This window comes from Frigoribacterium faeni (assembly GCF_011761235.1).
Classification (GTDB): Bacteria; Actinomycetota; Actinomycetes; order Actinomycetales; family Microbacteriaceae; genus Frigoribacterium; species Frigoribacterium faeni_A.
Genome location: NZ_JAAOYW010000002.1, coordinates 203,160 through 223,017, shown reverse-complemented (window position 1 = coordinate 223,017; position 19,858 = coordinate 203,160). Strand labels below are relative to the sequence as shown.

17 protein-coding genes and 1 tRNA gene are annotated in these 19,858 nt (G+C 72.1%); 14 read left to right on the top strand and 4 right to left on the bottom strand.

What is annotated here, in order from left to right:
* The first annotated feature begins 7 nt into the window (after positions 1-7).
* From FHR78_RS07445 to FHR78_RS07425, 5 genes are all read left to right on the top strand, one after another.
* Positions 8-655, top strand: a complete 648-nt coding sequence (locus tag FHR78_RS07445; protein WP_166759903.1) for a GNAT family N-acetyltransferase — start codon at positions 8-10, stop codon at positions 653-655.
* A gap of 140 nt (positions 656-795) precedes the next feature.
* Positions 796-1,854: a hypothetical protein gene (locus FHR78_RS07440; RefSeq protein ID WP_166759902.1), complete on the top strand. Its 1,059-nt coding sequence runs from the start codon at positions 796-798 to the stop codon at positions 1,852-1,854.
* Positions 1,855-1,929: 75 nt separating this feature from the next.
* Positions 1,930-2,005, top strand: a tRNA-Ala gene (locus FHR78_RS07435).
* A gap of 187 nt (positions 2,006-2,192) precedes the next feature.
* Entirely contained in the window at positions 2,193-3,374 is a 1,182-nt protein-coding gene (locus FHR78_RS07430; RefSeq protein ID WP_166759901.1) for a hypothetical protein, read from the top strand.
* 122 nt (positions 3,375-3,496) lie between these two features.
* The gene (locus FHR78_RS07425) at positions 3,497-5,059 is read left to right on the top strand and encodes a DUF7059 domain-containing protein (protein WP_166759900.1); all 1,563 of its coding nucleotides are present in this window, start codon (positions 3,497-3,499) and stop codon (positions 5,057-5,059) included.
* Between the two features lie 65 nt (positions 5,060-5,124).
* On the opposite strand, the gene FHR78_RS07420 is transcribed toward FHR78_RS07425, so the two are convergent.
* The gene (locus FHR78_RS07420; RefSeq protein ID WP_166759899.1) at positions 5,125-6,066 is read right to left on the bottom strand and encodes an NAD-dependent epimerase/dehydratase family protein; all 942 of its coding nucleotides are present in this window, start codon (positions 6,064-6,066) and stop codon (positions 5,125-5,127) included.
* 154 nt (positions 6,067-6,220) lie between these two features.
* Here FHR78_RS07420 and FHR78_RS07415 point away from each other — a divergent pair, with 154 nt between their 5' ends.
* From FHR78_RS07415 to FHR78_RS07400, 4 genes are all read left to right on the top strand, one after another.
* Positions 6,221-6,409, top strand: coding sequence for a hypothetical protein (locus tag FHR78_RS07415; RefSeq protein WP_166759898.1), 189 nt, complete (start codon positions 6,221-6,223; stop codon positions 6,407-6,409).
* A 31-nt stretch (positions 6,410-6,440) separates the two neighbouring features.
* The gene (locus FHR78_RS07410; RefSeq protein ID WP_166759897.1) at positions 6,441-7,424 is read left to right on the top strand and encodes a hypothetical protein; all 984 of its coding nucleotides are present in this window, start codon (positions 6,441-6,443) and stop codon (positions 7,422-7,424) included.
* Positions 7,425-7,796: 372 nt separating this feature from the next.
* Complete coding sequence (locus FHR78_RS07405; protein ID WP_166759896.1) at positions 7,797-10,367, top strand: DEAD/DEAH box helicase; 2,571 nt, start codon at positions 7,797-7,799, stop codon at positions 10,365-10,367.
* A 109-nt stretch (positions 10,368-10,476) separates the two neighbouring features.
* A complete protein-coding gene (locus tag FHR78_RS07400; RefSeq protein WP_166759895.1) occupies positions 10,477-11,238 on the top strand; it encodes an SDR family oxidoreductase in 762 nt (253 codons plus the stop codon).
* 103 nt (positions 11,239-11,341) lie between these two features.
* Here FHR78_RS07400 and FHR78_RS07395 read toward each other — a convergent pair whose 3' ends face one another.
* The 3 genes from FHR78_RS07395 to FHR78_RS07385 all read right to left on the bottom strand — a co-directional run bounded on the left by FHR78_RS07395 (position 11,342) and on the right by FHR78_RS07385 (position 14,038).
* Positions 11,342-11,866 carry a ribonuclease H family protein gene (locus tag FHR78_RS07395; RefSeq protein ID WP_166759894.1) on the bottom strand — a complete coding sequence of 175 codons (525 nt, stop codon included), beginning with the start codon at positions 11,864-11,866 and terminating at the stop codon, positions 11,342-11,344.
* Positions 11,867-11,951: 85 nt separating this feature from the next.
* Complete coding sequence (locus FHR78_RS07390) at positions 11,952-12,782, bottom strand: aldo/keto reductase (protein WP_166759893.1); 831 nt, start codon at positions 12,780-12,782, stop codon at positions 11,952-11,954.
* A gap of 47 nt (positions 12,783-12,829) precedes the next feature.
* Positions 12,830-14,038, bottom strand: coding sequence for an MFS transporter (locus FHR78_RS07385; RefSeq protein ID WP_166759892.1), 1,209 nt, complete (start codon positions 14,036-14,038; stop codon positions 12,830-12,832).
* Between the two features lie 363 nt (positions 14,039-14,401).
* On the opposite strand from FHR78_RS07385, the gene nrdH reads away from it, so the two are divergent.
* The 5 genes from nrdH (at position 14,402) to FHR78_RS07360 (ending at position 19,781) form a co-directional block, all read left to right on the top strand.
* Positions 14,402-14,635, top strand: a complete 234-nt coding sequence (gene nrdH, locus FHR78_RS07380; protein WP_123547992.1) for a glutaredoxin-like protein NrdH — start codon at positions 14,402-14,404, stop codon at positions 14,633-14,635.
* Positions 14,636-14,722: 87 nt separating this feature from the next.
* The gene (gene nrdI / locus FHR78_RS07375; RefSeq protein WP_166759891.1) at positions 14,723-15,139 is read left to right on the top strand and encodes a class Ib ribonucleoside-diphosphate reductase assembly flavoprotein NrdI; all 417 of its coding nucleotides are present in this window, start codon (positions 14,723-14,725) and stop codon (positions 15,137-15,139) included.
* A 26-nt stretch (positions 15,140-15,165) separates the two neighbouring features.
* On the top strand, positions 15,166-17,271 hold the full coding sequence (gene nrdE, locus FHR78_RS07370) for a class 1b ribonucleoside-diphosphate reductase subunit alpha (RefSeq protein ID WP_208393089.1): 2,106 nt from the start codon (positions 15,166-15,168) through the stop codon (positions 17,269-17,271).
* A 106-nt stretch (positions 17,272-17,377) separates the two neighbouring features.
* Positions 17,378-18,403: a class 1b ribonucleoside-diphosphate reductase subunit beta gene (nrdF, locus tag FHR78_RS07365; protein ID WP_243862267.1), complete on the top strand. Its 1,026-nt coding sequence runs from the start codon at positions 17,378-17,380 to the stop codon at positions 18,401-18,403.
* Between the two features lie 256 nt (positions 18,404-18,659).
* Entirely contained in the window at positions 18,660-19,781 is a 1,122-nt protein-coding gene (locus FHR78_RS07360) for a CPBP family intramembrane glutamic endopeptidase (protein WP_166759890.1), read from the top strand.
* Positions 19,782-19,858 lie beyond the last annotated feature (77 nt).

Sequence of the window (19,858 nt, the reverse complement as noted above, 5' to 3'; positions counted from 1 at the left end):
CCACCACGTGACGAGCATCCCCACGCTGACGGAGGGGCGGGTCGGCATCCGGCCCCTCCGTCTGCGTGACACGCGCGACCTCGACCAGGCGCTGACCGAGAACCGGTCGTGGCTGCGGCAGTGGGAGGCGACGAACCCGAACGGCTTCACGAGCCACGACGTGCGCGGCAGCATCCGCTCGCTGCAGGTGAACGCCCGCGCGGGGCTCGGCCTGCCGTTCGCGATCGAGCTCGACGGCCGCTTCGTCGGCCAGCTCAACGTCAGCGGCATCACCTACGGCTCGCTCGGGTCGGCGACCATCGGCTACTGGGTCACGCAGTCCGCCGCCGGCCACGACGCGACGCCGACGTCGGTCGCCCTCGCGACCGACCACTGCTTCCGGGTGCTCGGGCTGCACCGCATGGAGATCTGCATCCGCCCCGAGAACGCCCCCAGCCTCCGTGTCGTCGAGAAGCTCGGCTTCCGCTACGAGGGGCTGCGCCGGCGCTACATCCACATCAACGGCATGTGGCGCGACCACTTCTGCTTCGCCCTGGTGGCCGAGGAGGTGCCCGAGGGCGTCCTGCACCGGTGGCGGTCCGGCACGGTGCCGGCCGGGCAGGGCAGCGTGCCGCCCGAGGCGCTCGCCGAGGCCGGGCGCCCGCTGCCCCTCTAGGCGCGCTCCCGCCGGGACGCGGCGACGTCGTCCGCGGGCCTCCTCCGGGGCGCGGCGGACCGGCCGCGGCCGGCGAACCCACCGAGACACACCCCGCGACATCGCGGACACGCCGTGCCTCCGCTCATACCCTCGTCAGCATGGACATCGGGTCGTGGGGCGGGGGCCTCGTGCTGGCGCTCGTCGCCGTGCTCTGGCTCGTCTACCTCGTGCCCACCTGGCAGAGGCGGCAGGAGTACCTGGCCACCGAGCGCAACGCCGTGCGCCTGCAGCAGACCCTCCGCATCCTGGCCGAGACGGCCGAGCTGCCCGAGGAGGTCCGCATCGAGGCGAACGCCCGCTCGATCGCCGACGCCCAGCGCGTCCTCGCCCGCGAGGAGGCCCGCCGCGAGGCGCTGCGCCGCGCCCACGAGGCGGCGAGGCAGCGCGCCGTGACCCGCGAGCTCGCGGCCGCGGCGCCGGCCCTGCGCGCGGCCGACCACGATCCCGTGCTCGCCGCCCGCCGCCTCCGTCGGTCGCGTCTCGTGTCGACGCTCGTCCTCGTCGCGTGCGTCGTCGCGGTCGTCGCCGGGGCGGTCACGTCGTTCTGGGTCGCGTCCGTCGCCGGCCTCGTCTTCGGCGCCGGGGCCGTCGCCGTGCTGGCCCAGCTCGCCGCGGTGTCCCAGGCCCGCGCGCGCCGTCAGGCCTCCGCCGCCCCTCGGGTCGCGCAGCCCCTGCAGGACTTCTCCTCGTCGCTCGTCGAGCCGCAGGCGGAGGCCGAGCCCGCGTCGCGCGAGTGGACCCCCGTCCCCGTGCCTGCCCCCCTGTACCTGCGGCGCGGTCGTCAGCGCGCCGCGGCACGTCCCGCCGCGGCGGCGGCCCCGACGTCGTCCGCCGAGACCGGGTCGCCCGCGGACGAGCTCCGGCGGCAGTCCGAGCGCTCGGTGCAGGCGCTGCGCGAGTCGCAGCGCGCCCAGCACCAGGCCCTGCGCGAGGCGGCGCGGGCCGAGGCGGCCCTGTCGGCCGCTCGCACGCCCGCGCCGACCCCGGCGCCGACGTCCGCCCCGTCACGGACGCCGAGCCAGGTCGCTCCCGAGTCCGTCGCGCCGGCGGCGGCGCCGGCCGCCCCGAGCCGCTTCGCGCGGATGGGCATCGTCGACGACCTGGGGCAGCCGAGCTTCAGCCTCGACGAGGCGCTCGAACGGCGACGCGCCGTCTGAGCCGCCTCGGGGAGGTGCCGATCGCGTCGATTCGGACCACCGCCTCCTCGGGTGCTATCGTTGTGGAGCACGTCAGGGGCTATGGCGCAGTTGGTAGCGCGTCTCGTTCGCAATGAGAAGGTCAGGGGTTCGAATCCCCTTAGCTCCACCACCACGAAGGCCCTCCCGCTCGGGAGGGCCTTCGTCGTCCGCCCCGACGGCGTCGCCGTCGCCCCGTCCGCGTCGCTGAGCTCGTCGTCCCTCCACAGAGGGGGACCACCGATCGTTCTGTCTATGATTCTCGTCGGAGCGCGGGTCCTGACGGTGCAGAGGCTGCACTCGATGCCATGCTCGGGGGCATGAGCGATCCGCAGCAGCCGACCGGCCCGTCCGAGCCCACGCCTCCGCAGTCCCCGTCGGCCCCGCAGCCGCCGGCGCCGTACCCGGGGCCGGGTCGTCCCGACGGCTCGGTGCCCGGCGCCGCGCCGTCGTCCGCGCCCGTCGGCGGGCCGCCGCAGCGCCCGGGTGCGCCGGCCTACGGCGACGCGCCGTCGAGCGCCCCCGCGTACGGCTCCGGCCAGCCGGGGCCGTCGCCGTACGGCCAGCCGGGGCAGCCTGGTCCCGCGCCGTACGGCCAGGCCGGCCAGGCTGGTCCGCCGCCCTACGCCCAGGCAGGTCAGCCGGGGCCGTCGCCGTACGGTCAGTCGGGCCAGGCTGCCTACGGTCAGTCGGGCCAGGCTGCCTACGGTCAGCCGGGTCAGCCGGGTCAGCCCGGCCAGGCGCCCTGGGGCCAGCCGGGTCAGCCCTCCGCCTACGCTCCCTACGGCGGCGCGCCCCGTCCGCAGGGCGGCAGCGGGCTCGCGATCGCGTCGCTCGTGCTGGGCGGCGTCGGCCTGCTGCTGTCGTGGATCGTCGTCGGCGGCCTCGTCGCGCTCGCCGGTCTCGCGCTCGGCATCGTCGCGCTGCTCCGCAAGACCGGCGGGCGCGTGCTGGCGATCATCGGCACGGCCCTGTCCGGCCTCGCCATCCTCGTCTCGATCGGCGTGCTCGTCTTCGGCATCGCCGTCAGCCAGAGCGTCCGCGACACGCAGGGCGTGTACGGCGAGGACGACGGCTACGGCACCTCCGAGAGCGACGACCCCACCGAGGACGCGGCCTCGGCCGAGAACCTCGCCTTCGGCGAGACGTACACGTTCGACGACGGCGTCTCGATCACGGTGTCGGCCCCCGAGCCCTTCACCCCGAGCGACTACGCCGACACCTCGGAGCAGGCGGCCGACATCACCGTCAGCATCACGCTGACGAACGGCACCGGGGCGAACTTCGACCCGTCGCTCGTCTACTCGTCGGTGACGTCGGGCGGCGTCGAGGGCGACCGCGTCTTCGACTCGGCCCAGAAGGTCGGGCTCTCCCCGACGACGGCCGTGCCCGACGGGCAGTCGATCAGCTGGCTCGAGGGCTACTCGGTCGCCGACCCGGCCCAGCTCGTGCTGCAGATCTCGCCCGGCTACGACTACGAGGACGTCGTCTACGTCAGCTGACGAGCGATGCCCCGCCGCGCCGTCCGCCCTCCGGGGCGGGCGGCGCTGTCGTGTCCGGGCATGAGACAGCGCCGAACCGTGGCCGGTGGTCGAGCGCCCCGCGCGTCCGCGAAGATGGAGGCGTGCCCCTCCTCTCCCGTGATCCCGACCTGCTCGCGCGCCTCCGGGCCGACCTCGCCTCCTCGGACTTCACGGTCGACCGGCTGAGCGGGCCCGACGCCTGGGGCGCGAGCGCCGGAGCCGCGCTGTTCCGGGGCGAGCGCGTGGCCGCCCGGCGCGCCCTCCTGCGCAGCGCCTCCCGGGTGCCCTCGCTGCGACGCGCGGCGACGCTGGCCATGCTCTTCGTGCTCGGCGCGGAGCAGCCGGTCGACGAGGTCGACACGGCCCTGTCGAGCCTCGGCGCCGAGGGCGCCGCCCGCCTCGGCCTGGTCGAGGTCGCCGACGGCGTGGTCCGGGCGCTGGTCGACCTGCGGCCGTACTCGTTCGTCGACGCGTCGGGGGAGGCCAGCTGGTGGATCGCCTCCGACCTCGGCGAGCTCGCCCTGGGCGGCGCCCTCCGCGAGGACCACGTGCTCGGCGTCGGTGGAGCCTCGGCCACGCTCGCCGGCCTGATGATCCCGCGCACCGTCGACAGCGCCCTCGACCTCGGCACCGGCTGCGGCATCCAGGCCCTGCACGTGGCCCGGCACGCGCGTCGGGTGGTCGCGACCGACATCTCGCAGCGGGCGCTCGACTTCGCGGCCTTCAACGCCGCGCTCAACCTCGTCGACGGCATCGAGTTCCGGCTCGGCAGCCTCTTCGAGCCCGTCGAGGGCGAGCTCTTCGACCACGTCGTGTCGAACCCGCCCTTCGTCATCACGCCGCGGGCCCCGGGCGTGCCCGAGTACGAGTACCGCGACGGCGGCATGGTCGGCGACGCCCTCGTGGCGTCGGTCGTCGCCCAGGTCGGCGCCCACCTCGTGCCGGGCGGGGTCGCCCAGCTGCTCGGCAACTGGGAGACGCGGGGGGCGGGCTCGGGCGGACGCGGCGCGTGGTCCGTCGGCGACTGGGTCGAGCGCGGCGACGTGCCCCTCGACGTGTGGGTGGTCGAGCGCGAGCTGCAGGACCCGGCGGCCTACGCCGAGACGTGGATCCGCGACGGGGGCACCCGCGCCGGCACGCCCGAGTTCGAGCGGCTCTACGAGGCGTGGCTCGGCGACTTCGAGCAGCGGGGGGTCGTCGAGATCGGCTTCGGCTACGTGACGCTGAGGCGACCGGCCGACCCGGCGACCGAGCCCGTGGTGCGCACGGAGCGCCTCCTCGGGGGCCTCGGCGCGAACGACGTCGGCCTCGGCCGGCACCTCGGGGCGACGCTCGACGCCGTCGACCTGGTGCGCTCGCTCGACGACGCCGCCCTGCTCGCGGCCCGGCTGACGGTGGCGGGCGACGTCACCGAGGAGCGCCACTACTGGCCGGGCAACGACGACCCCACGGTGATCACGCTGCGGCAGGGCGGCGGCTTCGCGCGCTCCGTCGAGTCGGGCACGGCGCTCTCGGCGCTCGTGGGCGCCTGCGACGGCGAGCTCAGCGTCGGCGCGATCGTCGGGGCGCTCGCCCACCTGCTCGAGGCCGACGAGGTCGCGCTCACGGCCGAGCTGCTGCCGCAGGTGCGCGAGCTCATCACGACCGGGATGCTGCGCGCGTAGGGGCCGGCGCCCGGGCGGCCGGCGCCGGGCCCCCACGCCGCGCGCCCGAGACCAGACGCTCGGCGCTACAGGTCGAGGTCGTCCTCGTCGGCGACCGCCGCCTCCGGCTGCTTGCCGACCCGGTCGCCCCAGGTGCGCCAGCTGTACTCGGGCACGAACCCGAGCAGGTCCCTCGCCTTGTCGCTGCTGAGCAGCGAGTCGGTGCCCTCGACGGCGGCACGGCGCTCGACGTCCGGCCAGAACTGGTCGGCGAGCACCGCCGTCGGCGTGGCCATGACCGTGTCGGTCGCCGCGATGATGAACGCCTCGTAGCCGACGAGGTCGCTCTCGAGCGCCCGGCGCACCGCCTGGGCGCCGTCGCGGGCGTCGATGTACGAGAAGAGGTTGAAGGTCTTCTTCTCGGGCGTCTCGTCCCAGGGGAAGTCCTCGTAGTCGCCGTCGTCCATGACGTTCGAGAAGCGCAGGCCGATCATCTTGAGCTGACGGTCCCAGCGGGTGAAGTGGCGCGCCATCTCCTCGTCGAGGGCCTTGCCCAGCGAGTACGACGACTCGGGGCGCACGGCGTACTCCTCGTCGAGAGGCAGGTAGGGCGGGTCGAGGTCGAAGGGGATGCCGAGCAGGGTCTCGCTCGAGGCCCAGACCACGTTGCGGACGTGCGCGGCCCGCGCCGCGGCGAACACGTTGTAGCTGCCCGTGACGTTGTTGTGGAACAGCGTCGCGTTCGGCACGAGGCCGGGCGCCGGGATCGCGCCCAGGTGCACGACGGCGTCGATCGAGTCGTACCGGTCGTCGACGTGGGTCAGGGCCTGCAGCACCTGGCCGTAGTCGGAGAGGTCGACCTGCACGAACGTGACGCCCTCGACGGGGTCCGGGCTCGGCACCCGGTCGAGCAGGACGACCTCCCAGCCGTGCGCGGCGAGGTCGCGCACGACGGCGCGGCCGAGCTTGCCGCTGCCGCCGGTGACGGCGACGCGGAGGGCGGTGGGGGACGGGGTGGGTGACGTCATCGTCTGCGGCTCCTGGTGCTTCGGGGCGGCGCTCGCTGCGCCTCCTCCTGTCTACCGTGTCGGCGGCGCACGCGCGCGGGTACGGTCGGTCGGGACGGGGCTGTCCTGCCCCGCTCGCCGCCGGCCGGCGGCGGAGAACACGAGGAGGCGCCCCATGAGCGACACCCAGAGCCACGATCCCGCAGACCACGACGTCGACCCCCGCCACGACGCGGCCGCGGTGCACGGCGACGACCCGGCCCCCGTCGAGGAGCACGCCGGCTCGGCCGCCGACGACGCGGCGCGCGAGGGCGCAGTGGAGCAGGTCGACGACGTGCTCGGCGGGCACCTGCCCCTGCGATAGCATCCGGTCACGACAGCGACGGGGGCCGCAGATGACGGACGACGACCGACCGGCCCTGACCGTCGGACGTTCGCTCGGGGCCGTGGGGGGCGGCCTGGCGGCCGGGGTCGCGACCACCGTGGGCGTCGCGATGATCGCGGGTGCCGCCGGCTCGGGCGGCTCGAGCCCGACCGACGGGCTGGGCGTGCTGCTGGTCGGCCTGGCCGGCGGGGTGTTCCTCGGCTGTCTCGTCGCCGCCCTCGTCGTCCTCTTCTCGGTGCGGGGCCGCCGGCACGGCACCCGGTTCTCGGGCCTCTTCTCGGCCGGTCTCGCCCTCCTGCTCGCCTTCGTCGCGATCGGGATCGTCGGCGGACTCGCCGCCCCCGTCACGGACGTCGTGGGGGCCGGGGCCCTCGCGTGGGTGCTGGTGCCCCTGCTCTGGTCGGTGCCGGCCGCGGCCGCCCGCGTCGTGCGGGCCCGTTGGGTCGGCTGGGTCGCCGCGCTCGGCCTCGTCGCCGTGGTGGCGACCATCGGCGTCGCCGACGTGCGCGCCGACCGGGAGCAGGCGCGGTACGACGCCGCGTGGGACGGACCGGTGCTCGTGCCCGGCGAGTCGCCCGGGTCTCCCGTCGACGGCTGGCTGCTGCGGCAGGTGAGCCTGCCGGGGGAGTACTCCGACCTCTCGTACTCGTACGTCTCGCCGGGCGACCAGGTCGTGCAGGACGACGGGACGGTCACGGGCGGCGACGTGCCCGACACCTACTACCAGGTCCGCCTCGTCCCGCCGTCGGACGTCGACACCTACGCACCGTGCGCGTCCGCGGGGTCGTCCTGCCGCTCCGTCGGCACGGCCCTCGGCGGCGAGGTGCTCGCCGACGACTCGAGCAGCACGTGGGTCGTGCGGCTGACGGACGGCGCCGTCAGCGTCGAGGGCTCCCTCGACGACGACGAGGCGCTCGCCGTGCTCGACGACCTGCGGCCCGCCGGGTTCGACGAGGTGCACGACCTGCGGGTCGATCCCGACGTCGCTGTCTGACCTCTGGCCCGACCCGGCCCGGTCCGGTCCGGTCCGAGCCCGGCCCGGCCTCGCGCGGATCGGCCTCGTCCGGACCGGCCTCGTCCCGCCGCTGGCCCCAGTTCTAGTCAGACGCATGAATCACCTGTCGTTCACCCCCCGACGCCCAGGAGCCCGGGGCTATGGTGAACCGTGCTCACCGGCTGGTTACCGGGGCACATCGCGCCCGTCATCGTCGACGTGCGACCGAGCGTGGTCTCCTGATCCGATCCCGCCCGACCTCGTCCGAGGGCGCGACCGCACGCCTCCGCTCGAGCCCGGCTCGACCACGGGGGCGTGTGTCGTCTCCGGCGGCACCGCGGCCCGGCCCCGATGGGGCAGGATCGACACATCATGTCGCCCGCTCCCGCCGCCCCGCTGTCCGCCCTGCTGCCCGAGCGCCCGGGGCCCGAGTCGTACGACCCGGACGCGGCCTACACCGACTTCGCGGCCTGGGCCGAGAGCCGCGGCCTGCCCCTGTACCCGGCGCAGGACGAGGCGATGATCGAGCTGGTCTCCGGCGCCTCCGTCGTCCTCAGCACCCCGACGGGCACCGGCAAGTCGCTGGTCGCCGCGGGCGCCCACTTCGTCGCCCTGAGCCAGGGCAGGCGCACGTACTACACGGCCCCGATCAAGGCGCTCGTCAGCGAGAAGTTCTTCGCCCTCGTCGACCTCTTCGGGCCCGAGGCCGTGGGCATGGTGACGGGCGACTCGTCGGTCAACCCCGACGCCCCGATCATCTGCTGCACCGCCGAGATCCTCGCGAACCTCGCGCTGCGGCACGGGGCCGACGCCGACGTCGACCAGGTCGTCATGGACGAGTTCCACTTCTACGGCGACCAGTCGCGCGGCTGGGCCTGGCAGGTGCCCCTGCTGCTGCTCGAGCGGGCGCAGTTCCTGCTCATGTCGGCCACGCTCGGCGACGTCACCCGCCTCGTCGACGACCTGTCGCGTCGCACCGGCAGGCCCGTCGCCCGCGTCACGGGCGTCGAGCGCCCCGTGCCGCTGCACTACTCGTACGCGCAGACCCCCGTGCAGGAGACGGTCGAGGAGCTGCTCTCGACCGGCGAGGCCCCGGTCTACGTCGTGCACTTCTCGCAGGCGGCGGCCCTCGAGCGGGCGCAGGCGCTGTCGAGCATCAAGGTCGCGAGCCGCGAGCAGCGCGACGAGATCGCCGAGCTGATCGGGGGCTTCCGGTTCAGCACCGGTTTCGGCAAGACGCTCAGCAGGCTCGTCCGCTCCGGCATCGGCGTGCACCACGCGGGCATGCTGCCGAAGTACCGCCGCCTCGTCGAGCAGCTGGCGCAGCGGGGCCTGCTGCGCGTGATCTGCGGCACCGACACCCTCGGCGTCGGCATCAACGTGCCGATCCGCACCGTGCTGCTGACCGCCCTGACGAAGTTCGACGGCACCCGCATGCGGCAGCTCACGGCCCGCGAGTTCCACCAGGTCGCCGGGCGGGCCGGCCGCGCCGGCTACGACACCTCGGGCACGGTGGTGCTGCAGGCGCCGGAGCACGAGATCGACAACCTCAAGGCGATCGAGAAGGCGGGCGACGACCCGAAGAAGAAGCGCAAGATCGTCCGCAAGAAGGCCCCCGAGGGCTTCGTCTCGTGGGGCGAGCCGAGCTTCCAGAAGCTGATCGCCGCCGAGCCGGAGGCGCTGGTCTCGCACATGCAGATCACCCACGCCATGCTGCTGAACGTCATCGGGCGCGGGGGAGACGTCTTCGCGAACGTCCGCTCGCTCGTCTTCGACAACCACGAGCCGAGGGCGGCGCAGTACGCGATGGCGCGCCAGGCCGTGTCGATCTACCGCACCCTGCGCACCGCCGAGGTCGTCGTGCAGGAGCCGGACCCCGAAGGAGGCGCGCCCACGATCCGCCTGACGGTCGACCTCCAGGCCAACTTCGCCCTCAACCAGCCGCTGTCGCCGTTCGCCCTGGCGACGTTCGACGTGCTCGACCGGGAGTCTCCCACCTACGCCCTCGACGTCGTCTCCGTGGTCGAGGCCACCCTCGACGACCCGCGGCCGATCCTCTCGCAGCAGCAGTTCACGGCCCGGGGCGAGGCCGTCGCCGAGATGAAGCGCGAGGGCATCGAGTACGACCAGCGCATGGAGCTGCTCGAGCAGGTGACCTGGCCCAAGCCCCTCGACGAGCTCCTGACGGCCCTGTTCGAGACCTACGCCGCCTCGCAGCCCTGGATCGGCGACTTCGCCCTGAGCCCGAAGTCGGTCGTGCGCGACCTCTACGAGCGGGCGATGACCTTCGGCGACTACGTGGCCTTCTACGGCCTCGCCCGGTCGGAGGGCCTGGTGCTGCGCTACCTGTCCGACGCGTTCCGCGCCCTGCGCCAGACGGTGCCCGACGAGGCGAAGACGCCCGAGCTCGCCGACCTCATCGAGTGGCTCGGCGAGCTGGTGCGCCAGGTCGACTCGAGCCTGCTCGACGAGTGGGAGGAGATGCTGAACCCCCGCGAGGCCGAGGCCCACGACGACATCGTCCCGCCGGTGCTGCGCCGGTTCACGGCGAACGACCGGGCGTTCCGCATCGCGGTGCGCAACGAGATGTTCCGCCGGGTGCAGCTGATGGCCCGGGACGACGCGGAGGGGCTGGGTCGGCTCGACGCCTCCTCGGGGTGGGACGCCGACCGCTGGGGCCAGGCCCTCGACCGGTACTTCGACGAGTACGACTCGATCGGCACCGACACCGACGCGCGCGGGCCGCACATGCTGCAGATCGAGCAGCTGCCCACGGTGTGGCGCGTGCGCCAGATCCTCGCCGACCCGGACGGCGACCACGACTTCGGCATCTCGGCGGTCGTCGACCTCGCCTCGAGCGACGAGCGCGGGGAGGCGGTGGTCACGGTCACGGCGGTGGGCCCGGCCTCGGAGCGCACCGGGGGCATGCTCGTCGAGGAGTAACGTTGACGGCGGCCCTGTCCGACCCCGGCGGCCCGTCATCCCGTCATCCCGGAGCGACCCTCCGGAGCACCGACCCGGCATCCCCTGCCGGGCTCCCCGAGGAGGACCCATGTCTCGTCTGTCCGGAAGAGTCGCGATCGTCACGGGAGCCGCCTCGGGCATCGGCGAGGCCATCGTCCGCCGCTTCGCCGACGAGGGAGCCCAGGTCGTCGCGACCGACATCCTCGACGGGTCGGCCGTCGCGGCCGAGGCGGGCGCCGAGTTCATCCAGCACGACGTCGCCAACGGCGGCGACTGGAAGCGCGTGATGGACAGGGTGGCCGACCGCTACGGGCGGCTCGACGTGCTCGTCAACAACGCGGGCATCGTCTCGGGCCAGTCGATCGACGTGACCCAGCTCGAGAGCTGGAACCGCGTCTTCGCCGTCAACGTCACCGGCGTCATGCTCGGCACCCGCTTCGCCATCGAGCAGATGCGCGCCAACCCGGGGCGCTCGGGCGGCTCCATCATCAACCTCGCACCGGCGACGTCGTTCCTCGGGTTCGGCGACGACGCGGCCTACACCGCCAGCAAGCACGCCCTCGTCGGCCTCACCCGCTCGAGCGCGGCGCACGCGGCGCAAGAGGGCTGGGACATCCGCATCAACTCGCTGCACCCCGGGCCCACCGACACGGCGCTGTTCCGGCGACAGGTCGAGGCCCAGCCCGCCCTGCTCGACGCCTTCAAGACGATGAGCCCGCGCGGGCGCCTCGCCATGCCGGAGGAGGTGGCCGGGCTCGCCCTGCACCTCGCCTCGGACGACTCTGCGTTCTCGACCGGCGCGCAGTTCGTCGTCGACGGCGGGCTGTCGAGCACGCACCCCTCGATGTAGCGCGCGCTGCGCTGCGCTTCACTGCACCGGGTGCCGTGCACCGCACCGGGTCCAGACACGGTGCCGTGTACGAAGCCCGGTGCAGTGCCGTGCGGACGGCCGCCTAGAAGAGCGTGGCGGGCGGCTCGGGCGGCGCCGCGACGGGCGACGTCGTCGCCACGGGCGCGCCGGGCCAGCCGGGGCCGGCGGGCACGTCGGTGCGGTTCTGGAACGCCGTCGCCGCGCCCCGCGCCCGCACGTCGGCGGCCTCGTTCATCTCGTGGCCGACGTGGCCGCGGACCCACTCGAAGGTGACCTTCCGCCCGGCGAGGGCGTCGTCGAGCTCCTTGAGGATCTCGACGTTGAGCACCGGCTTGCCGTCGGCCTTGCGCCAGCCCTTGCGCTTCCAGCCGGGCATCCACTCGGTGCAGGCCTTGATCGTGTACTGGCTGTCGCACAGCACGTGGACGGGCTCGTCGGCACCGGCCGTGGCCCGCAGCAGCTCGAGCACCGCCGTGAGCTCGCCCTGGTTGTTCGTCGCCCGCGGCCAGCCGCCCGCGGCCCAGCGGTCGTCGTCGACGTACCAGGCCCAGCCGGCGGGGCCGGGGTTGCCGAGGGCGGATCCGTCAGCGGCGGCGACGATCGTCATGGGTGCTCCTTGCTCGAGATGTGCGCCCACCACGGTACGCGAGCGGGCGGCGCCTCCTCGACCCGCGCCTCCTCGTGCCGGCGGCTCAGCCGACCTGGTCCGGGTGCGAGCCGGACCGCTCGCCGCTGTCGAGGGCGGCGAAGGCCGCCAGGTCGTCCTCGTCGAGCTCGAAGCCGAACACGTCGAGGTTCGACCGCAGCCGCACCGGGCTGACCGTCTTGGGGATCACGACGAGCCCCTGCTGCAGGTGCCACCGGATGACGGCCTGCGCGGGCTGGACGCCGTGCTTCGCGGCGACGCGGCCGACCACCGCGTCGTCGAGCACGCGACCCCGGGCCAGGGGCGACCAGGCCTCGACGGCGATGCCGCGGGCGGCACAGAACTCGCGCAGCTCGTGCTGCTGCAGCCACGGGTGCGCCTCGACCTGGTCGATCACGGGCACCACGCTCGTCTCGCCGAGCAGCCGCTCGAGGTGGTGCACCTGGAAGTTGCTGACGCCGATCGACCGGGCCCGCCCCTCCTCGGCGATGCGCTCGAGGGCACGCCAGGTCTCGACGTACCTGTCCTGCGTCGGGGCGGGCCAGTGGATCAGGTACAGGTCGACGTGGTCGGTGCCGAGGCGGTCGAGGCTGGCGTCGAACGCGCGCAGCGTCTCGTCGAAGCCCTGCTCGGTGTTCCAGACCTTGGTCGTGACGAACACCTCGTCGCGGGGCACGTCGGAGGCGCGGATCGCCTGGCCGACGCCGACCTCGTTGCCGTAGAACGACGCCGTGTCGACGTGCCGGTAGCCGAGCTCGAGGGCGGTGGCGACGACGGTGCGCGCCTCGTCGTCGGCGACCTTGTAGACGCCGAGGCCGAGCTGGGGGACGAGGGCGCCGTCGGAGAGGGCGACGGCGGGGACGGTGGTCTCGGGCATGCCCCGATCCTGCCACCCGGCCGCCGCTGTGGACGAGGAGGCGCGGGTCAGCTCGCCTGGACCGGCACCGGCTCGGTGTCGGGCAGCGGGCTCGCGTCGCGACCCCGCAGGTCGGGCAGCCAGCGGTGGAACACGACGCCGACCACGACGCCCACGGCGGCGAAGGCCGCGGCGACGACGAGCCCGCCCTGGCCGCCGATGCGGTCGATCCAGAACCCGGCGATCGCCGAGCCGAGGGCCGACCCGATCAGCTGGCCGGTGCCCGCCCAGCCGTACGCCTCGGCGGTGTCGCTGAACTTCACGCTCGACGACACGACGGCGAACATGACCGCGAGGGCCGGCGCGATGCCGACTCCCGCCACGAGCAGCGCGCCGCTGAGCGGCAGCAGCCCGCTGACGAAGATGGCCAGCACCATGCCGACGAAGACGATGGCGAGGCGGCGGGCGAGGGCCCACGGGCCGACGGGCACGTGGCCGAGGGCGAGGCCGCCGACGAGTGAGCCGAGGGCGAAGACGGCCAGGGCGATGCCCGAGTCGGCGCTGCCCTCGCCGAACAGCGCGACGACGCCCGCCTCGACGGCCGCGCAGGCGCCGATGAGCAGGAACCCCGCGACCGTGGCCAGCAGCACGGGCGGCCGGGCGAGCACCTTGCCGAACGACCGCTTGCTGCGCGGGATCCGCACCCGCCCCACCTCGGGCGACGCGATGAACCAGATGCCCCCGCCGACGAGGAACAGCGCGGCGAGCCAGATGGCCTCGCGCGTGCCCACCTGCGTGCCGACGAAGGTGGTGATGACGGGCCCCGCGACCCAGATGATCTCCTGGGCGGAGGCGTCGAGCGAGAACAGCGGCGTCAGCTGCGACGAGTTGACCATCTTGGGGTAGATGGTGCGGACCGCGGGCTGGATCGGCGGCACGCTCAGCCCCGTGACGAAGCCCAGCGCCATGAAGGCGGGCACCGAGAAGTCGAAGGCCGTGAAGGCGAGCATCGTGACGAGGCAGACGGCCAGCGTGAGCAGCAGCACGGGCCGCATGCCCCAGCGGCCCATCCACCGGCTGGTCAGGGGGCCCGAGATCGCCTGGCCGATGCTCGTGGCGGCGAGCACGAGGCCCGCGGCCGCGTAGGAGTGGTGCACGTGCTCGACGTGCAGGAGGAACGCGAGCGAGAGCATCCCGAAGGGGAAGCGCGCGGTCAGCTGGGCGGCGATGATGCGCCCGACGCCGGGCGTCTTCAGGAGGGAGGTATAGGTGCTCACGAGACGTCGATTCTACGGAGGCGCGGGGCCGTCCGTCAGACCCCTCGCGACACGCCGACGACACGCCGTGGCCCCGAAGTGGGGACGACCCGGCACGGATGTCGGAGGTGGGGACGAACATGTGCACAACGGCCCGGATCCGGGGAGAACTCCCGCAGATCTGTGCAGAACGTGGGGGAACTCCTGTGGAGAACTCCCCCTCGGGAACTACAGGCGTGTAACACCGCATCTAGTTGTGGGCCCTGGTGTCGGCCACTAGATGTAGTATCGAGTGGTCGGCCAGGGCACCACGTGCCCCGGCCCCGAGAACCAGCCGAACGACACTGTCCGACCTCGAGTCGGCCACCGAAACCAGGGGATCCCATGGCCATCACCGTCTACACCAAGCCGTCCTGCGTCCAGTGCACGGCCACCTACCGCGCCCTCGACAACAAGGGCATCGAGTACGAGGTGCTCGACGTGACGGCCGACGACGCCGCGCTCGAGACCGTCAAGGCGCTCGGCTACCTGCAGGCCCCCGTCGTCATCGCCGACGACGACCACTGGAGCGGCTTCCGCCCCGACAAGATCGCCGGTCTGGCCGCTCGCGTCTCCTGACCCGCGCCTCCTCGTGTCGGGGCCGGGCCGCGGCCCGCTCCCGTCACCGGAGGCACAGCACCACGAGCAGAGGAGGCGGTCGTCACCATGGCCCATCTCATCTACTTCTCCAGCGTCTCGGGCAACACGCACCGGTTCGTCGAGAAGCTCGGGGTGCCGGCCGAGCGGATCCCGCTCTTCCCCTCCGAGCCCCCGCTCCACGCCCGTGACCCCTACGTCCTCGTCCTGCCGACCTACGGCGGCGGCGAGGGTCGAGGCGCCGTCCCGAAGCAGGTCATCCGGTTCCTCAACGACGAGGGCAACCGGAGCCTCGTCCGAGGCGTGATCGCCGCGGGCAACACCAACTTCGGAGAGGGGTACTGCCTGGCCGGCGACATCGTCGCGGCCAAGTGCGACGTGCCCCTGCTCTACCGGTTCGAGGTCTTCGGCACCCCGGACGACGTCTCAGCAGTACAGAACGGATTGGAAGAATTTTGGACGCAGCAGTCGACGATCTCGAAGTGATCGCAGCACCCGGGCAGGGCATGAGCATGGACTACCACTCGCTCAACGCGATGCTCAACCTGTACGGCCCGTCGGGCGAGATCCAGTTCGACAAGGACCGCGAGGCGGCGAAGCAGTACTTCCTGCAGCACGTCAACCAGAACACGGTCTTCTTCCACAACCTGCGGGAGCGCCTCGACTACCTCGTCGAGAACGAGTACTACGAGCTGGCGACCATCGAGCAGTACGACTTCGCGTTCATCGAGAAGCTGAACGACCTCGCCTACTCGAAGAAGTTCCGGTTCCAGACCTTCCTCGGCGCGTTCAAGTACTACACCTCGTACACGCTCAAGACGTTCGACGGCAAGCGCTACCTCGAGCGCTTCGAGGACCGCGTCGTCATGACCGCCCTCGGCCTGGCCCAGGGCGACGAGCAGCTCGCGATCGACCTCGTCGAGGAGATCATCGGCGGCCGCTTCCAGCCGGCCACGCCCACGTTCCTCAACACCGCGAAGGCCCAGCGCGGCGAGCTCGTCAGCTGCTTCCTGCTGCGCATCGAGGACAACATGGAGTCCATCTCGCGCGGCATCAACTCGTCGCTGCAGCTGTCGAAGCGCGGCGGCGGCGTCGCCCTGTCGCTCTCGAACATCCGCGAGGCGGGCGCCCCGATCAAGCAGATCGAGAACCAGTCGTCGGGCATCATCCCCGTCATGAAGCTCCTCGAGGACAGCTTCAGCTACGCGAACCAGCTGGGTGCCCGTCAGGGCGCCGGCGCCGTGTACCTCAGCGCGCACCACCCCGACATCATGCGGTTCCTCGACACCAAGCGCGAGAACGCCGACGAGAAGATCCGCATCAAGACGCTGTCCCTCGGCGTCGTCGTGCCCGACGTCACGTTCGAGCTCGCCAAGAACAACGAGGACATGTACCTCTTCTCGCCGTACGACGTCGAGAAGGTCTACGGCATCCCCTTCGGCGACGTGCCGATCAGCGAGAAGTACCGCGAGATGGTGGCCGACGGCCGCATCAAGAAGACCAAGATCAAGGCGCGCGACTTCTTCCAGACGATCGCCGAGATCCAGTTCGAGTCGGGCTACCCCTACATCGTCTTCGAGGACACGGTGAACGCGGCCAACCCCATCAAGGGCCGCATCAACATGTCGAACCTCTGCTCGGAGATCCTGCAGGTCAACACCCCCACCACGTTCAACGAAGACCTGTCGTACGCCGAGATCGGCAAGGACATCTCGTGCAACCTCGGCTCGATGAACATCGCGCTGTCGATGGACGCCCCCGACTTCGGCAAGACCGTCGAGACCGCCATCCGCGGCCTCAGCGCCGTGAGCGACATGAGCCACATCCAGTCGGTGCGCTCGATCGAGGTCGGCAACGACCAGTCGCACGCCATCGGCCTCGGCCAGATGAACCTGCACGGCTACCTGGCGCGCGAGCACGTGCACTACGGCAGCGAAGAGGCGATCGACTTCACGAACATCTACTTCTACACGGTGCTGTTCCACGCCCTGCGCGCCTCGAACACCATCGCGATCGAGCGCGGCGTCACCTTCGGCGGCTTCGAGGACTCGAAGTACGCGTCGGGCGAGTTCTTCGACAAGTACACCGAGCAGGCGTGGGTGCCCGCGACCGAGCGCGCGGCCGGCCTCTTCGCCGCGTCGGGCGTCGCGATCCCCACGCAGGACGACTGGCGCCAGCTCAAGGCCAGCGTCATGCAGCACGGCCTCTACAACCAGAACCTGCAGGCGGTGCCCCCGACCGGCTCGATCTCGTACATCAACCACTCGACGTCGTCGATCCACCCGATCGCGTCGAAGATCGAGATCCGCAAGGAAGGCAAGCTCGGCCGCGTCTACTACCCGGCGCCGTTCATGACGAACGAGAACCTCGAGTATTACACCGACGCGTACGAGATCGGCCCCGAGAAGATCATCGACACCTACGCCGCGGCGACGCAGCACGTCGACCAGGGCCTGTCGCTGACCCTGTTCTTCAAGGACACCGCGACCACCCGCGACATCAACAAGGCCCAGATCTACGCATGGCGCAAGGGCATCAAGACGATCTACTACATCCGTCTGCGCCAGCTCGCCCTCGAGGGCACCGAGGTCGACGGCTGCGTCAGCTGCATGCTGTAGGCCCCACGGCCTCGGCCTCCGGGCCACCCGGCGGGGGCCGGTCTCGACGACCGGCCCCCGCCTCCTGAACTGAAGTCCACGGCACCACCCCGACGGAAGAGATGACATGACCATCACCGACAAGCTCGACGCGGTCGCCGGCGACCCGGTGCACGCGACCGGCAAGTCCGTGCCGCTCGTGCGCAGCGTCAACGCGATCAACTGGAACCGCATCCAGGACGACAAGGACGTCGAGGTCTGGAACCGCCTCGTCAACAACTTCTGGCTGCCCGAGAAGATCCCGCTGTCGAACGACGTGCAGTCGTGGAACACGCTCACCCCCGAAGAGCAGCAGCTCACGATGCGCGTCTTCACGGGCCTGACGCTGCTCGACACCATCCAGGGCACCGTGGGCGCGATCAGCCTCATCCCCGACGCGATCACGCCCCACGAAGAGGCCGTCTACACGAACATCGCGTTCATGGAGTCGGTGCACGCCAAGAGCTACTCGTCGATCTTCTCGACCCTCGCGTCGACGCCCGAGATCGACGACGCCTTCCGCTGGTCGGTCGAGAACCCGAACCTGCAGAAGAAGGCCCAGATCGTCCTCGACTACTACACGGGCGACGACCCGCTGAAGCGCAAGGTCGCGTCGACCCTGCTCGAGTCGTTCCTGTTCTACAGCGGCTTCTACCTGCCGATGTACTGGTCGTCGCGCGCCAAGCTCACCAACACGGCCGACCTGGTCCGCCTCATCATCCGCGATGAGGCCGTGCACGGGTACTACATCGGCTACAAGTTCCAGAAGGGCCTCGAGGGCGCCTCGGACGAGCGCAAGCAGGAGATCAAGGACTACACGTTCAACCTGCTCTTCGAGCTCTACGAGAACGAGATCCAGTACACACAGGATCTCTACGACACCGTCGGCCTGACCGAGGACGTCAAGAAGTTCCTGCACTACAACGCCAACAAGGCGCTGATGAACCTCGGCTACGAGCCGATGTTCCCCAAAGAGACGACCGACGTGAACCCGGCGATCCTGTCGGCGCTCTCGCCCAACGCCGACGAGAACCACGACTTCTTCTCGGGGTCCGGCTCGTCGTACGTCATCGGCAAGGCCGAGAACACCGAGGACGAGGACTGGGACTTCTAGCCCTCCCTCTCTCTCTCGCACCGTTCAGGAACCCGCGTCCTGATCCTTCACGGATCAGGGCGCGGGTTCCTGCGTCGTGCCCCGTGCAGGACGTCGCGGTGCCCCGTTCCTGAACCGTGAGCGTGCCGGCGAGGAGGCGCGGGTCGGCTGACCGGAGGAGGCGCGGGTCGGCTGACCGGGGGAGGCGCCCCGCCTCGCCGCGCGGCAGCATGGAGGCGACCCTGGCACGAGCCCCGAGCTGACCGACGGAGCACCGATGACGACGAGCCCGCACGCCCGACCTCCCGCCGGCCCCGGCGGTGTGACCGGCTCCGGGGACGCGGCCGCCGACGCGTGCGACCTCGACGAGTCGACGGAGGCGGAGTGGCAGCCGGTCGCGGCGCACGTGGCCGGCGACCGCTACCTGGCCGCGGACTCGGCCGACGCCTCCTCGGGGTCGATCGTCGTCGGCCTGCGCGTCGCGTGGTGGCCGGTGATCGCCTTCGTGCTGGTCTCGTTCGGCCTGGCCTGGCTCGTCTGCCTGCCGCTCTGGCTCGGCGACGGCATCGCGAGCCCGCTGCTCGGCGTCTGCGCCCTCGTCATGATGTCGACCCCCGCGATCGGCGCCCTCGTGGTCAGCCGGTTCGTCGACCGTCCGGCGTCGATCCCGAGGGCGCTCGGGCTGTGGCCGCTCCGCCCCGTCGGGCGACTGCTCGGGTACCTCGGCCTCGGTCTCGTCGTGCCCATGCTGCTCGTGCTCGTCGCCCTGCCGATCGGCGCCGCCCTCGGGTCCTACCCGGCCGACGTCACCGGGTTCTCGGCGTTCCGCGAGCTGACCGAGCAGCAGGTGGCGCAGGCCACCGCGGGCCTCGGCGACCCGGGCCCGTTGCCGCCGATCGGCCTGCTCGTCGCCCTGCAGCTCGTCTCGATCCCGGTCGGCGCGGTCGTCAACGCCGTGCCCGCGCTGGGGGAGGAGCTCGGCTGGCGCGGGTTCCTGCTGCCGCGCCTCCTGCCCCTCGGCACCGCGCCGGCCGTCGTGCTCAGCGGAGTCGCGTGGGGGCTCTGGCACGCGCCGCTGATCCTGTTGGGCTACAACTACGGCGTCGAGACGCCCGGCTGGCTCGGCGTGGTCATGATGACGGGCACCTGCGTGGTCGTCGGGGCGGTGTTCTCGTGGCTGCGGCTGCGCTCGGCCAGCGTCTGGCCGGCCGCGCTCGCCCACGGCGCGTTCAACGCCGCAGCCGGGTCGTACCTGCTCTTCGCGGCGGCCGGGCAGCCGATCGACCTCGTGCAGGGCACGATCCTCGGCTGGTCGGGCTGGATCGTCCCCGTGCTGCTCGTCGTCGTGCTCGCCGCGACGGGCCAGTTCCGTCGACCGGGTGCCTCCCGCCGCCGCTGAAGCGTGCATCGAATTGCCCCGAACTGCTGCCTGGCGGGGCGGGAGGCAGCAGTTCGGGGCAACTCTAATCAGGACCG